The following is a 13585-nucleotide window of genomic DNA, read 5'->3' as shown; positions in this document are numbered from 1 at the left end:
GAAAGGCCGGATCAATGGCGAGCAATATTAATGATAAATATTCTCATGTGCAAAGGAGGTCGATTTCCGTGTGGCGGACTTCAGTCGTCCGACAGGGTGATTGCACATGGACGGGATCGGGGCTGCTGCGCTTCCCAGCCGCAGCAACCGCCCTCGCCACGGTTCATGGCCAGGCAGCCGTTTGCCCTGACAGACAGGGCAAAAAAAACGGGCCTGCAATCGCAGGCCCGTTTTCGTTGGGTGGATAGGTGAATCAGCGGATCAGCCGTTGATCGCTGCCTGTTCGTTCTCCAGGAATTCTTCCTCCAGCAGCCGGTCGGCATGGGTGCCGCGTTCGAGCCTCACCACATTGGCGCGTTTGGCCCGCAGCTTGCCGTACAGGTGCTCCAGTGCATGTTCCAGTTTGGTGCTGGCCCCTTCGATCGCCTGTTCCAGCGTATCGGCTTTGTGGGTCACGGAAATCGGTTGATGGCCTTTTGGCCGCGCTTCCAGTTGGCAGCGCATGTCATGGGGACCGGGCTTGTCGCCGTTCTCGTCGCCCAGATGGACTTCGACGCGGGTCAGGTCTTCCTCATAACGTTCGAGCGTGCTCTCAATGGTTGTACGTACCCACTCCTCCAGTCGCTTGCTGCTTTGAACATGGTTGTCGCTGTTGACTTGGATTTGCATAGTTCATCCCTTATTTCAGCTTGCTCTCAAGAGGCCCGGAACAGGATTTCCGTGACCTCTTGATGACAACAATCGGCCCGTGCGCCGAACATTTCAACCCCCTGAAAAAGATAAATATCCGTACGCAAAAAAAGCCGGACAACGGGCAAAAGCACTGGTATGGTCGGGAATTGCCTCGACCCGCCTTGCTGAAAAATCCGGTCACAAACTCCCGTCGCTCAACGGGTGCAGGCCCCGGAAAATGCCCGCCTCCTCCACCAGCCAGTCATGCACCGCACGCACGCCCGGATGGCTCAGCGCCCCCGGCGCGTAGAGCAGCACATAACGTTTGTGGTTGGGCACCGACTGGCCGAACGGCACGATCAGCGTGCCCCGCTCCAGCTCGTCGTTGAGCAAGGTGCGCCGGGCGATGGCCACCCCCATACCGGCGATGGCCGCCTCGATGGTCAGGTGGTTGCGGTTGAACGTATGCCCCCGCCTCACATCGGCGCCCTCGAAGCCGATCGCGTCGAGGTAGAACTCCCATTCCGCGTATTCGTAGCTGCCGCGCCAGGCGGTGATGTCGTGCAGCAGCGGAAAATGCACCAGGTCCGCCGGACCGTGCAGCGGCGGCCGCCCGCGCAGCAGGCCCGGCGCGCACACCGGAAAGATCTGCTCGTCGAGCAGGGCTGTGGACAACAGCCCCGGATAGCTGCCGTCGTTCAGGTCGATGGCCAGGTCGAAATCCCCCTCGTGCAGCGGCACGCTGCTGTCCTCCGCCACCAGCCGCAGCTGGATGTCCGGGTAGCGCTGCTGCAGGCGCGGCAGGCGCGGCGTCAGCCATTTGCTGAGGAACGAAGGAATCGAGCGCACCCGCAGGATCCCGCTGATCATGCCCGCATCGAGCCGCCGCAACTCCGCGTCGATGCTGCCGTAGGCCTCGTTGACCGTCATCGCCAGCCGCTGGCCCTCGGCGCTGAGCTCCACGCCCCGGGCCCGGCGATGGAACAGGCGCAGTCCCAGGCGTTCCTCCAGTTGGCGGATCTGCTGGCTCACCGCCCCCGGGGTGATGTGCAGTTCCTCGGCGCAACGGGTGAACGACAGGTGCCGGGCGGCACAGGAAAACACCTGCAGCCAGACGTAAGTCTGGGCATGCAATTGACGACTCATGGTTTAGTCCTGCTAAAGGCTTTCTTAGGAAGTTTCGTTGGTCACGTTGAACCTAGGTAGGCAGTATCGCCGACATTGCGCTTGTCCTACAAAAAATGGCAGCGATTCCTACTCCATTGCTTGTAAGGGTTTAGCATGGCTATCAGTGTTTTCGATCTGTTCAAAGTCGGCATCGGTCCGTCCAGTTCCCATACCGTCGGCCCGATGCGCGCCGCCGCGACCTTCGTCCAGGCCCTGACCGACCGCCGTCTGCTCAACGATGTCGAGCGTGTGGAAGTGCGCCTCTACGGCTCGCTGTCCGCCACCGGCGTCGGCCACGCCACCGACCGCGCCAGCGTCATGGGCCTGATGGGCGAATGGCCGGACAGCATCGACCCGACCACCATCGAACCGCGCATCCAGCGGCTGCGCGAGACCGGCCAACTGCCCCTCGCCGGCCAACGGTCGATCGCCTTCAACTGGCAACACGATCTCCTGCTGCTGGACGAGAGCCTGCCCTACCACCCCAACGCCATGTCGCTGACAGCCTTTGCCGCGACGGGCGAGCTGTTCAGCCAAACGTACTATTCGGTGGGCGGCGGTTTCATCGTCGAAGCAGCCGAAGTCGAGTCCGGCGCGGCGGCGGCCGGCGAGGTGACCCTGCCCTACGACTTTTCCAGCGCCGTCGAACTGCTGGCCCTGTGCAAGCAGCACAACCTGCGGGTGTCCGAGCTGATGATGGCCAACGAACGGGCCTGGCGCAGCGACGCCGAGATCCGCCAGGGCCTGCTGCACATCTGGTCGGTGATGCGCGAATGCGTCGAGCAAGGGCTGAGCCACGAAGGCGTGCTGCCCGGCGGCCTGAACGTGCCCCGCCGCGCGGCGAAACTGCACCGCAGCCTGCTGGAGATCGGCAAGCCCAACGTGATCAGCTCGACGCTGTCGGCGATGGAATGGGTCAACCTGTTCGCCCTCGCCGTCAACGAAGAGAACGCCGCCGGCGGGCGCATGGTCACCGCGCCCACCAACGGCGCGGCGGGGATCATTCCCGCGGTCCTGCACTATTTCATGAAATTCAATCCGCAGGCGTCGGACGACGACGTGGTCGCGTTCTTCCTGGGGGCCGCCGCCGTCGGCATCCTGTGCAAGAAAAACGCTTCGATCTCCGGCGCCGAAGTCGGCTGCCAGGGCGAAGTGGGCTCGGCCTGCGCCATGGCCGCCGCAGGCCTGGCCGAAGTGCTCGGCGCCACCCCGGAGCAACTGGAGAACGCCGCCGAAATCGGCCTGGAGCACAACCTCGGCCTGACCTGCGACCCGGTCGGCGGCCTGGTGCAGGTGCCGTGCATCGAGCGCAACGCCATCGCCGCCGTGAAGGCGATCAACGCCACGCAGATGGCCCTGCGCGGCGACGGCAAACACTTCATTTCCCTCGACCGGGTGATCCGCACCATGCGCGACACCGGCGCCGACATGCATGACAAATACAAAGAGACTTCACGGGGCGGCCTGGCCGTGAGCTGGGTGGAGTGCTGACGCGCCTTTCCTGACCGCCCCGGCCGGCCGCCTCGCGCGGCCGGCCAACCGTGAGCCCGAGCAAGAATAATAACGAGGCAAAAACGATGACCGATGTACGTACACCCGCTGCCGAAAACCCCTCCGCAGACCTTACCCGCGTCAACGACGCCACCCGCCAGGGCTGGAGCAAGGCCGACACCACCTGGATGCTGGGCCTGTACGGCACGGCGATCGGCGCCGGCACGCTGTTCCTGCCGATCAACGCCGGCGTCGGCGGTTTCTGGCCGATGCTGATCCTGGCGTTGCTGGCCTTCCCGATGACGTTCTTCGCCCACCGCGGCCTGACCCGCTTCGTGCTGTCGGGACGCTCCGGCGACATCACCGAAGTGGTGGAAGAACACTTCGGCACCGGGGCCGGCAAACTGATCACCCTTCTGTACTTCTTCGCGATCTTCCCGATCCTGCTGGTGTACAGCGTGGCGCTGACCAACACCCTGAGCAGCTTCCTCGAACACCAGCTGCACATCGCCCCGCCACCGCGCGCGGTGCTGTCGCTGGCGTTGATCCTGGGCCTGATGGCCATCGTGCGCTGCGGCCAGGGCGTGATCGTCAAGGCCATGAGCGTGCTGGTCTATCCGTTCGTCGCCGCGTTGCTGCTGCTGGGCCTGAGCCTGATCCCGAACTGGAACGGCGCGTTCTTCGCCAGCGCCCAGGACGCCATGCCGATGTCGGTGTTCCTCAAGACCCTGTGGCTGGCGATCCCGGTGATGGTGTTCTCGTTCAACCACTCGCCGATCATTTCCGCCTTCGCCCTCGACCAGAAGCAGCGCTACGGCGCCCAGGCCGAACGCAAGAGCAGCGGCATCCTGGCCATGGCCCACGGCATGATGGTGGTGACGGTGATGTTCTTCTGCTTCAGCTGCGTGCTGGCGCTGTCGCCGGCGGACCTGGCGGCGGCCAAGGCGCAGAACATCTCGATCCTGTCGTACCTGGCCAACCACTTCCAGACCCCGGTCATCGCTTACGCCGCGCCGCTGATTGCGCTGGTGGCGATCACCAAGTCCTTCCTCGGCCACTACATCGGCGCCAGCGAAGGCTTCCAGGGCATGATCGTCAAGAGCCTGCGCGGACGCGGCCGGGCGGTGTCGGCCGGTTGGCTGAACCGCGCGACCGCACTGTTCATGATCCTCAGCTGCTGGGCCGTGGCGACGTTCAACCCGAGCATCCTGGGAATGATCGAAACCCTCGGGGGGCCGGTGATCGCCTGCCTGCTGTTCCTGATGCCGATGTACGCCATCCGCCGCGTGCCGGCCTTGCGCCCGTACTCGGGCCAGGCCTCGAACGTGTTCGTGGTGCTGGTCGGCCTGATTGCACTGTCGGCGATCATCTTTTCGTTCCTGACCTGAAACGGGCCACCCAAAAAGAAGGCGAGCCCCGGGCTCGCCTTCTTTTTGCCCGCAAACCGCGTTCGGCACGCGTTCCGGCATGTCCCTTGCTACCGCCCTTGCGCTGCAAACGGACTTTGCAAACGCAAGCGAGCGACAGGCCGACGGTCTGGCCGGGCGAACCAACCCGACCCCGGCCGGTCAACAACTGCACGTTCAATCAGGCGGTGACGCATCATGGACAATCCTTTTCAGATCATTACCGATGCCTTCGCGCCGGACTATCAGATCAACCTGAGCATTCAGGGCCTGGACGGCAGCATCATGCTGACCCTCTCCAAAAACGGCCGGGTCGCGGCCAAGCGCATGATCAGCGCCGAGCAGCGCAACGACCCCAAACGCCTCGCGCGTCTGGTGCAGAGCATTCAGTTCGGCATCGCCATCGAGCAGGGCCACAGCGCCCTGGCCATCCTCGAAGCGATGACCCACGGCGACGCCCTGCCTGCGCCGCCGCCCCGCAGCAATGGCCCGGCGCGGCCGGCGAGCCGGCTTTAGAGCTCGCCCTTCTCGACTTCCGGATGTTCGCCGGAACCCGCGCCGGTCTTGCGGTGCGGGTGCTCGATCTTCACCGACGGGAACTGCGAAGAGGCGTAGCGCACCACCAGGATCGAGAACGCCAGCAGCAGGATCCCGCCGCACAGGTAGATGATGCCCATGTCCGGCGGGTTGTGGTGCGAGACGTTGGAGATCAGCAACCGGGTCAGCGCGGTGATCGCCACGTAGATCAGGAAACGCACCGGCATGTGGTTGGTCTTGAAGTAAATCCCGACCATCGCCCCCAGTTCCAGGTAGATGAACAGCAGCAGGATGTCGTCGATCTTGATGTGCCCCTCTTCGACCATCGTCAGAAACTCCATCACCGCCGCCCAGGCGGTTACCGCGCCGATGGCGAACAGCGCCAGGTAGTGGAACGTCTCGACGAACAGGTTGCCCAGGGACTCGGCCAGTTGATGCACGTTCTGCCGCAGTTTTTCGGCCCAGTTGATTTTCACGGTGAAGGTTCCTTAGCCCGGTACGAGCGGATGATGCGGGGTCGACATGACGGTTTTTCTGCACGCGGCCCCAGCCATGCAGAAACAGGGCCACGCATCATGGCGAGCGGCGGGCAAACCCGCGCCGTGGCGTTTGGTCGCACCGGGCCTGGCCGAGGCGAAAGGCGTGGCGGGAAGAGGAAAATGGGGAGGGCCGAACATTGCGCCGCGCACGGCAAACATGTGCAGCGAACTTGAACCGGCGTTCGGCGCAACACCGGTTCCCATTACAAATATTTACAGAGAAACGGGCCTGATTAATTGTGAAGCTGTAACTTCATCCGGCTTACGGTTACATGACATCCGACAGCCAATACGATTACGGCATAAGTTTATTCAATAAAAAACTGATCAAGCGTCCAATACTTAGTTTCGCCATGCACCGATATGACGCAGAGGGAAGATCACACTATCGGCGCTGCCATAAAACTGTGCGGCACTTAACATTAGTTCCATAACAATCCCATGAGCGAGGCCTTGACCGCCGCCGCGATCTTGTTCTGGCAACCCAGCTTCTTGAGGCAGTGGTTGATGTGGAAATTGACCGTTCGCTTGGAGATGCCGAGGATGATGGACACGTCGTCCGACGACTTGCCGTCGGCGGTCCACTGCAGGATTTCCTTCTCCCGCTGCGACAGTTCGATGGGCACCGGCTGCACCGATTCGGCGCCCAAAAGCTGCAGCCGGGTGAGGCCCAGGTGGGTGATCTGCGCCAGCCAGGACAGCTCGGCCTGCTTGGTCTGAAGCTCTAGCGCGCTGATCGGCTGGCTGCCCCGGGCGAATGTCACCAGCCCCTGGGCCTCGCTGTTGAGCAGCGTTTGCCCCCACCCTTCCGAGAGCCCGTGGCTGTGCGCCTCCTGCCAGAAATCCGGCGCCCGGGCCTTGAGTTCGGCGTCCCACAGCACCGGCTTCACGCTTCTGAGCGCGCGGATGACGTACGGGTCGATCTCCAGGTAACGATTGTCCGAATAGGCAGCCTGCCAGGCGGGCGAATAGTTGTTGACGAGAAAAAGACGGGGTTTGGTGATCGGGAAAAGTCTTCTGGAACCATACGCCAGATAATCGAATTCCAACTGTCGGGCCACGCTGGTTAGATTGTCGAACAATACTTCGACATCCGTGGCGGACATAGCCTTTTCCAACAGTTCAGCCTGCCAGTGCGACATAGAGATTCCTTTCTCATACTTATTGCAAGCGGCTTCGTGCCGGCGCCCATAACATATTTCAAAATATTGCGATAGCTGTCAAGGGTGACAGGTAGTTCGTGAACTCGCTGTGCCTTCTAATTAACTCCAGCCCAATCACTAAAAGGAAACTGTGATGGATTACTTGTCCGGACGTTACGACCAATTGACGCCCGCCGGGCGTCAGCGCCTGGCGCACTATCGGTATCAGGTGTTTGTGGAACGGCTCGGCTGGGACTTGTCGACGCCCGCCGACTTCGAGTTCGACCAGTTCGACCACAGCGGCACCCACTACATCGTCGCCGAAGAGGAGGACGGCAACATCAAGGGCTGTGCCCGCCTGTTGCCCACCACCCAGCCGTACCTGCTGAGCGAGGTGTTCACCTCGTTGCTGGACGATGTGCCCGCACCGAGCCGGGACGACATCTGGGAGCTGTCGCGCTTCACCTCCCTGGACCTGGACACCCAGACCGGCCGGGACGAACAGATGATGTCCGACGAGAACACCGTGGGCCTGTTCATGGCCACCTTGGACTACGCCCGCACCTGCGGCGTTTCCCAATTGGTGTCGGTGTCCCCGCTTGCCGTCGGGCGCCTGCTGCGGCGCGGCGGCATCGACTTCAAATGGCTGGCGCCGCCCCGGGCGGTCGACAACCGGATCCTGGGCGCCTGCTGCATCACGGTGCAGTGAGGCCCCGAGTCAACAAGAAACCCAGCAAGCCGCTGTAACGAGCCCAACGGTTCCTGTCGGTGTGGATCGAACTTGCGACATGGATAGCAACTGCCGAAAACCTACGTTCAACACTGAGGGATGATCATGATCGACATGGAAAGGAAAGTCGCAAAGGACATCGTGCACAAGGGCCACGATGACGACGTGCTGATATACGACGCCCGCCACCTGCTGCCGGCCTGGCTGGATGCCGGGATCGTCGCACGGGCGAACCTGGGGCCGGCGCAGAGCGAGGCCGTGGACCTGGCGTACCGCGCCGACAGCGACCGGCTGGTGCTGCGCTCGCTGCCGACGGTGGTCGGCCTGGACGAGCTGGAGCAGGCCGGCCTGTCGGCGGAACTCCCGGAGCTGCTGCTCCATTACGAGAAGGCCACCGACCACCTGATCCTGACGGGCGTCTGGATACCGGAAAGCACCGAAGCCAAACTGGCGCAGTTGCCGGGCTGCGAGGCGCCGCTGGACGTCGGCCAGAAGCGGCGGGTGCATGACGTGCTCAAGCAGCTGGACGGCTGTCCGCAGCAAGGCTTGCAGTGCTTCACCCTGTTCAACGACACCGCCAACTACTTCTTCTACCGCAAGCACCACGAGCACGTGCCCGGCCTGATGCTGATCGAAGTCGCCCGGCAGGCCATGTACGCGCACTTCTACGAGCACAGCGGCTATGCCCGGGGCGAGGTGTCGATCTCCATCGTCGACCTGATATCCAGCTTCCCCCGCTACACCGAGTCGTCCTTCCAGGTCGACGTGCTGGTGGGCGACTACGACGGGCTCGCGCCGGCCCGGGCGCGCAAGGTCGACAAGCGCGCGCGGTTCTACCAGCGCGGCGAACTGGTGGCCGACATCCGGCTCCACGGCGAAGTCATCAAGATGCCCGTGTTCAAACGCATGCGGAACATCCAAATCGACCCGTCCCTGTGGTTCCGGCCGCTCAAGGGCATCCGCCAGGAAGTGCTGGTGCGCCTGGAGTCCGGCCGCCACCTGACCGGACGCCTGGAGCTGCTGTCGATGGGCGGCCTGCAAGTGCGCAGCGACAGCCCGATCGACGCTCCCGCACAGGGCCACGCGTACCTGTACCTGGAAAACGAAGGCATGGTCTGCCTGCCGGTGCAGACCGTCAGGGCCCACGCGGCCTCGACGGACGGACTGCTGCGGCTGCAGCTGGCGGAGCTGGATTCCCAGCTGCGGTTCAAGTGGCGGGAGGTGCTCAAGCAGTTCACCTACTTCTCCCATGAGGAAACCGTGGCGCCCGCCGAGTTCGGGCAACCGCTGTGGATGAACCTGAACCCGACGTCGGCGATGCCCGAGCAGAGGACAGAGCCATGACCGTCCACTACCCCAACGTGCTAGAACCGCTGCACCTGAAGGGCGGGCTGACGCTGCGCAACCGGCTGTTCTTCGCCTCGATGGGCGTGGACCTGGCCGACCGCAGCGGCTGCGTGACGCCCGCCATGGTCGAGTTCTACCAGGGCATCATGGAGGGCGGCTGCTCGATGGCGTTCCTGTGCAACGCCACGGTGTCGCCCCAGTCGCGCCTGCAAAGCACCGGCCTGGCCCTGTTCGAGCCGCACCAGGGCGAATCGCTCAAGGCCATGTTCGAGATGGCCGAACGCGTCGGCACTCCGGTGGGTGTCCAGCTCCAGCACTACGGCGGCCAGGGCACCACGACCAACACCGGGGTGCCCGTGCTGACGCCCAGCGGCGTGCCTTGTCCGCGGGTGTCCAAGCTCGATCCGGATTACCGGGTGCGGGTCATGGACGAAGCGGACATCGCCCAGGTGATCGAGCAGTTCGCCCACTCGGCCTGGCTGGCCTGGATCAACGGTGCGCAATTGGTGCAGTTGCAGGCGTCCAACGGCTACCTGCTGAGCAGCTTCCTGTCGCCCCACACCAACAAGCGCACGGACCGCTACGGCGGCAACCAGGAAAACCGCGCGCGCCTGCTGCTCGACGTGGTCCGCGCCATCCGCGAGCGCACCCAGGGCAAGCTGATCGTCACCATCCGGCTGGGCATCGACGACCAGTTGGGTGACGAGGGCCTGCAATACCCGGACATCAAGGAAACCGTCCAGGCCCTCTGCCAGGCCGGCGTGGCGGCGCTGGAATGCTCGATGTGCATCGGCGCGACCTTCGGCCAGTTGATCCATCACTCCTCGGCCATGGACGACTACCTGCAGGCCGGGGTCAAGGCGATCAGGGCCGTGTCGACGGTGCCGGTGGGCTACGCCGGGTTCACCGACGGCCTGGACAAGGCCGAACGCCTGCTGGGCGAAGGCGTGTGCGACTGGGTGGGGATGTCCCGCGCGCTGTTCGCCGACAACGACCTGATCAACAAGACCCTGCAGGGCCGTTCGGCCGAGATCCACAGATGCCGCTGGGACAGCCAGTGCTTCAGCGACAAGAGCAATCCGCGCCTGGACCGGGTGTATTGCTGCGTGAACCCCAAATACTTGAGGCCTTCGTTGGCATAAGGACGTGACCATGTACGACTTCACAGCAAAAGTGTGCCTGGTGACAGGCGGGACCAGCGGGATCGGCGAAGCCGTCAGCGAACGCCTGATCAAGGCCGGCGCCGAAGTGATCGTGTTCGGCCGGGACGAGGAAAAGGGGGCGCAGGTGGCGGACCGGCTGGGCGAGCGTTGCCGCTTCATCCCGTGCGACGTCGCCGACCCGGCGCAGGTCGAACAGGCCTTCGGGCGCATCCGCACCCTCTACGGCCGGCTCGACTGCGCCTTCAACAACGCCGGCGTGACGGCCCGCTACGGCGCCGTGGCGGAGTCGTGCCCGGACGACTGGGCGAAAGTGATGAGCATCAACGTCAACGGCACCTACCACAGCCTGCGCCATGAACTGCGGCTGATGCTCGACCAGGGCCGGGGCTCCATCGTCAATACGTCGTCCTGCGCCGGCGTGGTGCCGATCGGCGGCCAGGTGGCCTATGTCGCCAGCAAGCAGGCGATCAACGGCATGACGCAGGTGGCGTCCATCGAAAACGCCCGGCTGGCGGACGGCGGGTGCATCCGCGTCAACGCGGTGGCCCCCGGCCCGATCCTCGGCGGCATGAACAGCGAGGCCCGCCTGCAGGCCGCGCCGGAGAACACCCAGCGCAAGATCAACGTCACCTCCATGAAGCGCTTCGGCACCGCCGACGAAGTGGCGAACGCGGTGCTCTGGCTGCTCAGCGACCAGTCGTCCTACGTCACCGGCGTGATCATGCCCATCGACGGAGGGTACGCCAGCGGCAAGTTCTGACCCGGCCCCTTCCTGCCCGACGACCCGCCCACGGCGGGTCGTTGCGTTTGCGCCCGGGAAAATCACCGGATCCGGTCTACATTGAAAAGCCACTACCCAAAGCGAAGGGATTCGCCTATCCTTTTCGCTGTATATAGATACAGTACAACCAACGTGAAGGCATGTGAGGTGGTGAATGGCCGTCGAAGTGGTATACCGCAGCAGCCGAGACCTGGAGCGCTTGTTCATGGATAAAGCCGAAGCTGACCGTCATGACAAGATGCTCGAACTGGCGGAACTGCTGTCCGAAGTGTTGCAGAAGGCCGTTCCGTCGTTGAACGAGCAGCAAGTGGAAGAAGTCGGGATCTACATGGCGAAGAACCGCGACGTGTTCGCCAAGGCGTTCAAGAGCCAGCCCGATGCGCTGTCGGAACTGATCAACGCGCCGGCGGCGCCCGCCGGGAAAGCCCCGGAGGCCGAACCGAGCGAAGCGGCCGAACCGGTGGAGACGCCGGCCAAGCCGGTCAAGGCAGCGAAGGCCGCCAAGTAACCGCAGCCCGAATTGAACAAGGCCCCCGGACCGAACGGTCCGGGGGCCTTTTCATGTCCGGGCAAACCCAAGCTTCAACGGTAGAGCACCCTTTCCGCCAGTTCGTCGGCCACCCGCGCCGGGGAGCGCTTTTCCGCCTGGGCGTGGGCGAACACTTCGGTCAGCCGCGAACTGATCTTCGACAGGTGCGCGGTGATGGTGGGCAATTCCTCGCCCCGGTGCTTGAGCGAGACGTAGATCAGCCCGCCGGCGTTGATCACGTAGTCGGGCGCGTACAGGATGCCCCGCCGCTCCAGCTGGTCGGCCATGTCCAGGTGCGACAACTGGTTGTTCGCCGAGCCCGCCACCGCCGAACAGCGCAGCTGCGGCACGGTGTGGCTGTTGAGCACGCCGCCCAGGCCGCACGGCGCGAGGATGTCGCACGGGGTGCTGAGCAGCGCGTCGTTGGCGATCGGATGGGCGTTGAGCTGCTCCATCGCCAACTGCACCTTGCCGTGGTCGATGTCGCTGACCAGCAGCTCCGCACCGGCGGCGTGCAGTTGCTCGGCCAGGGCGAAGCCGACATTGCCCAGCCCCTGGATCGCCACACGCAGGCCTTCGAGGTTGTCGCTGCCCAGCCGCGCCATGGCCGTGGCGCGGATGCCGGTGAACACGCCCATCGCGGCATGGGGCGCCGGGTCGCCGGCGGACGTGGTGCTGGTGACGTGCTGGGTGTGCTGGGCGATGCAGTCCATGTCCGCCACCGACGTGCCGCTGTCGATGGCAGTGATGTAGCGGCCGTCCAACTGATCGATGCAGCGGCCGAAGGCCTCGAACAGCGCGGCGCGGTTTTCCACATGGGCCGGCCGCACGATGACGGCCACGCCCCCGCCCTGGGCCAGGCCGGCCAGGGCGGCCTTGTAACTCATGCCCCGGGCCAGGCGCACGGCGTCCTCGACCGCGGACTCGTCGTTGGGGTAGGCCAAGTAACGGCACCCGCCCAAGGCAGGCCCCAGGCGGCTGTTGTGGATGGCAATCACCGCCTTCAACCCGGATTGCGGGTCGACGCTGAGGTGCAGCGATTCCAGGCGAGTGCTTTGCATGAGAGCGAACATCGACGGGCTCCCGAATCACTTGCGGTAGTCGCCAGTATAGGCTTGCGCCTGAAAATTGCTGAAGCGCGCCGGAATAAGCGCAGGCGTGCGCCGATGCTTCGCGGCATAACCCGGCGCCAGAGCGGCGGCGCACTGGACGAATGGCGAGGACGGGGCTACAACGAGGCATCCGACGGAGATTGTGATGAACCCGCGCCAACGTTTCTTCGACTGCCTGTACCGTTCGCCGCCCGCGCTGTTCGAAGCCGCGCTGTGGATCGCGGCCGAACACGACAACGGCGTCGATCCCCAAGCACTGCTGCGGGACTTCAGGGAGCTGCAGCAAAAGGTCGGCGCCGGCCTGCCGATGCTGCCGGCCGGCGAACTGGCACAGCCGCTGCTGCGGCGGATGAACGACCTGGGATTCGCCCAGGACGACTTCTCGCCGCTGCGCCCCCAGGCGGCGTTGCTGCACAAGGTGCTGCAGACCCGTCGCGGCCAGCCGCTGGCCCTGGCGTTGATCGCCCTGGAGCTGGCCCGCGGGCTGGGCATCCCGTTGGCCGGCGTCAACTTTCCCGGGCACTTCCTGCTGCGGGTGCCTGGCGCCGACCATTTGCTCGACCCCTGCGGCGGACGTCGGCTCTACCCCAACGATTGCCGCGACCTGCTGCACCGCCAGTACGGGCCTGAGATGAAACTGAACGCCGAGCACCTGCAGACCGCCGAGCCGCTGCAGATGCTGCAGCGTCTGTCGCGCAACCTGCGCCAGCTGCACCTGACCCACGACGACTTCATCGCCGCCCTGATCGACGCCGAACGCGTGCTCGAACTGGGCAACGCCAACGCCGCCGACTACTTGGCCCGCGCCAGCCTGTACCAGCGCCTCGACTGCCCCAACGCCGAGCGCTTCGACCTGGAGCGTGCGCTGCTGCTCAGCGACGACCCGATCCAGCGGCTGCGCCTGACCGAACGCCTGGGCCACCTGCCGCCCAACGCCATCGTCCACTGAACCCTATAGGCGCAAGCCTT

The 13585-nt window shown here is 64.4% G+C and carries 13 protein-coding genes and 1 pseudogene; 9 read left to right on the top strand and 5 right to left on the bottom strand.

Going from position 1 to position 13585, the window contains the following annotated elements:
• Window positions 1–261 precede the first annotated feature (261 nt).
• A complete protein-coding gene (locus tag CAG31_RS05645; protein WP_085578725.1) occupies window positions 262–669 on the bottom strand; it encodes an HPF/RaiA family ribosome-associated protein in 408 nt (135 codons plus the stop codon).
• Between the two features lie 201 nt (window positions 670–870).
• Window positions 871–1818, bottom strand: coding sequence for a LysR substrate-binding domain-containing protein (locus tag CAG31_RS05640; RefSeq protein WP_085578723.1), 948 nt, complete (start codon window positions 1816–1818; stop codon window positions 871–873).
• A 135-nt stretch (window positions 1819–1953) separates the two neighbouring features.
• On the opposite strand from CAG31_RS05640, the gene CAG31_RS05635 reads away from it, so the two are divergent.
• From CAG31_RS05635 to CAG31_RS05625, 3 genes are all read left to right on the top strand, one after another.
• Entirely contained in the window at window positions 1954–3330 is a 1377-nt protein-coding gene (locus CAG31_RS05635) for an L-serine ammonia-lyase (RefSeq protein WP_085578721.1), read from the top strand.
• An 86-nt stretch (window positions 3331–3416) separates the two neighbouring features.
• Window positions 3417–4718 (top strand): serine/threonine transporter, encoded by a 1302-nt coding sequence (locus CAG31_RS05630; RefSeq protein ID WP_085578719.1) that lies wholly within the window; start codon window positions 3417–3419, stop codon window positions 4716–4718.
• A 216-nt stretch (window positions 4719–4934) separates the two neighbouring features.
• Window positions 4935–5252, top strand: a complete 318-nt coding sequence (locus CAG31_RS05625; protein ID WP_085578717.1) for a DUF3509 domain-containing protein — start codon at window positions 4935–4937, stop codon at window positions 5250–5252.
• On the opposite strand, the gene CAG31_RS05620 is transcribed toward CAG31_RS05625, so the two are convergent.
• Window positions 5249–5749, bottom strand: a complete 501-nt coding sequence (locus tag CAG31_RS05620) for a phosphate-starvation-inducible protein PsiE (RefSeq protein ID WP_085578714.1) — start codon at window positions 5747–5749, stop codon at window positions 5249–5251. The genes CAG31_RS05625 and CAG31_RS05620 overlap by 4 nt on opposite strands.
• Before the next feature lie 485 nt (window positions 5750–6234).
• On the bottom strand, window positions 6235–6918 hold the full coding sequence (locus CAG31_RS05615; RefSeq protein ID WP_256575505.1) for an autoinducer binding domain-containing protein: 684 nt from the start codon (window positions 6916–6918) through the stop codon (window positions 6235–6237).
• 190 nt (window positions 6919–7108) lie between these two features.
• Here CAG31_RS05615 and CAG31_RS05610 point away from each other — a divergent pair, with 190 nt between their 5' ends.
• The 5 genes and pseudogenes from CAG31_RS05610 to CAG31_RS05590 all read left to right on the top strand — a co-directional run.
• Entirely contained in the window at window positions 7109–7663 is a 555-nt protein-coding gene (locus CAG31_RS05610) for an acyl-homoserine-lactone synthase (protein WP_085578710.1), read from the top strand.
• Between the two features lie 126 nt (window positions 7664–7789).
• The gene (locus CAG31_RS05605) at window positions 7790–9028 is read left to right on the top strand and encodes an AfsA-related hotdog domain-containing protein (protein WP_085578896.1); all 1239 of its coding nucleotides are present in this window, start codon (window positions 7790–7792) and stop codon (window positions 9026–9028) included.
• Complete coding sequence (locus CAG31_RS05600) at window positions 9025–10173, top strand: NADH:flavin oxidoreductase (RefSeq protein ID WP_085578708.1); 1149 nt, start codon at window positions 9025–9027, stop codon at window positions 10171–10173. The genes CAG31_RS05605 and CAG31_RS05600 overlap by 4 nt, the downstream gene beginning before the upstream one ends.
• A gap of 10 nt (window positions 10174–10183) precedes the next feature.
• Window positions 10184–10954 (top strand): SDR family NAD(P)-dependent oxidoreductase, encoded by a 771-nt coding sequence (locus CAG31_RS05595; RefSeq protein ID WP_085578706.1) that lies wholly within the window; start codon window positions 10184–10186, stop codon window positions 10952–10954.
• Window positions 10955–11129: 175 nt separating this feature from the next.
• Window positions 11130–11387 (top strand): annotated as a pseudogene (locus CAG31_RS05590) (YebG family protein); the annotation flags it as partial.
• 170 nt (window positions 11388–11557) lie between these two features.
• Here the strand turns inward: CAG31_RS05590 and CAG31_RS05585 are convergent.
• The gene (locus CAG31_RS05585; RefSeq protein ID WP_085578702.1) at window positions 11558–12577 is read right to left on the bottom strand and encodes a Glu/Leu/Phe/Val dehydrogenase dimerization domain-containing protein; all 1020 of its coding nucleotides are present in this window, start codon (window positions 12575–12577) and stop codon (window positions 11558–11560) included.
• Window positions 12578–12761: 184 nt separating this feature from the next.
• Here CAG31_RS05585 and CAG31_RS05580 point away from each other — a divergent pair, with 184 nt between their 5' ends.
• Window positions 12762–13565: a SirB1 family protein gene (locus tag CAG31_RS05580; RefSeq protein ID WP_085578700.1), complete on the top strand. Its 804-nt coding sequence runs from the start codon at window positions 12762–12764 to the stop codon at window positions 13563–13565.
• The last annotated feature ends 20 nt before the right edge of the window (window positions 13566–13585 follow it).

This window comes from Pseudomonas sp. R25(2017) (assembly GCF_002112565.1).
GTDB classification, from domain to species: Bacteria; Pseudomonadota; Gammaproteobacteria; order Pseudomonadales; family Pseudomonadaceae; genus Aquipseudomonas; species Aquipseudomonas ekonensis.
The sequence above is the reverse complement of the archived record's forward strand: the minus strand, read 5'-3'. Positions and strand labels throughout refer to the sequence as shown.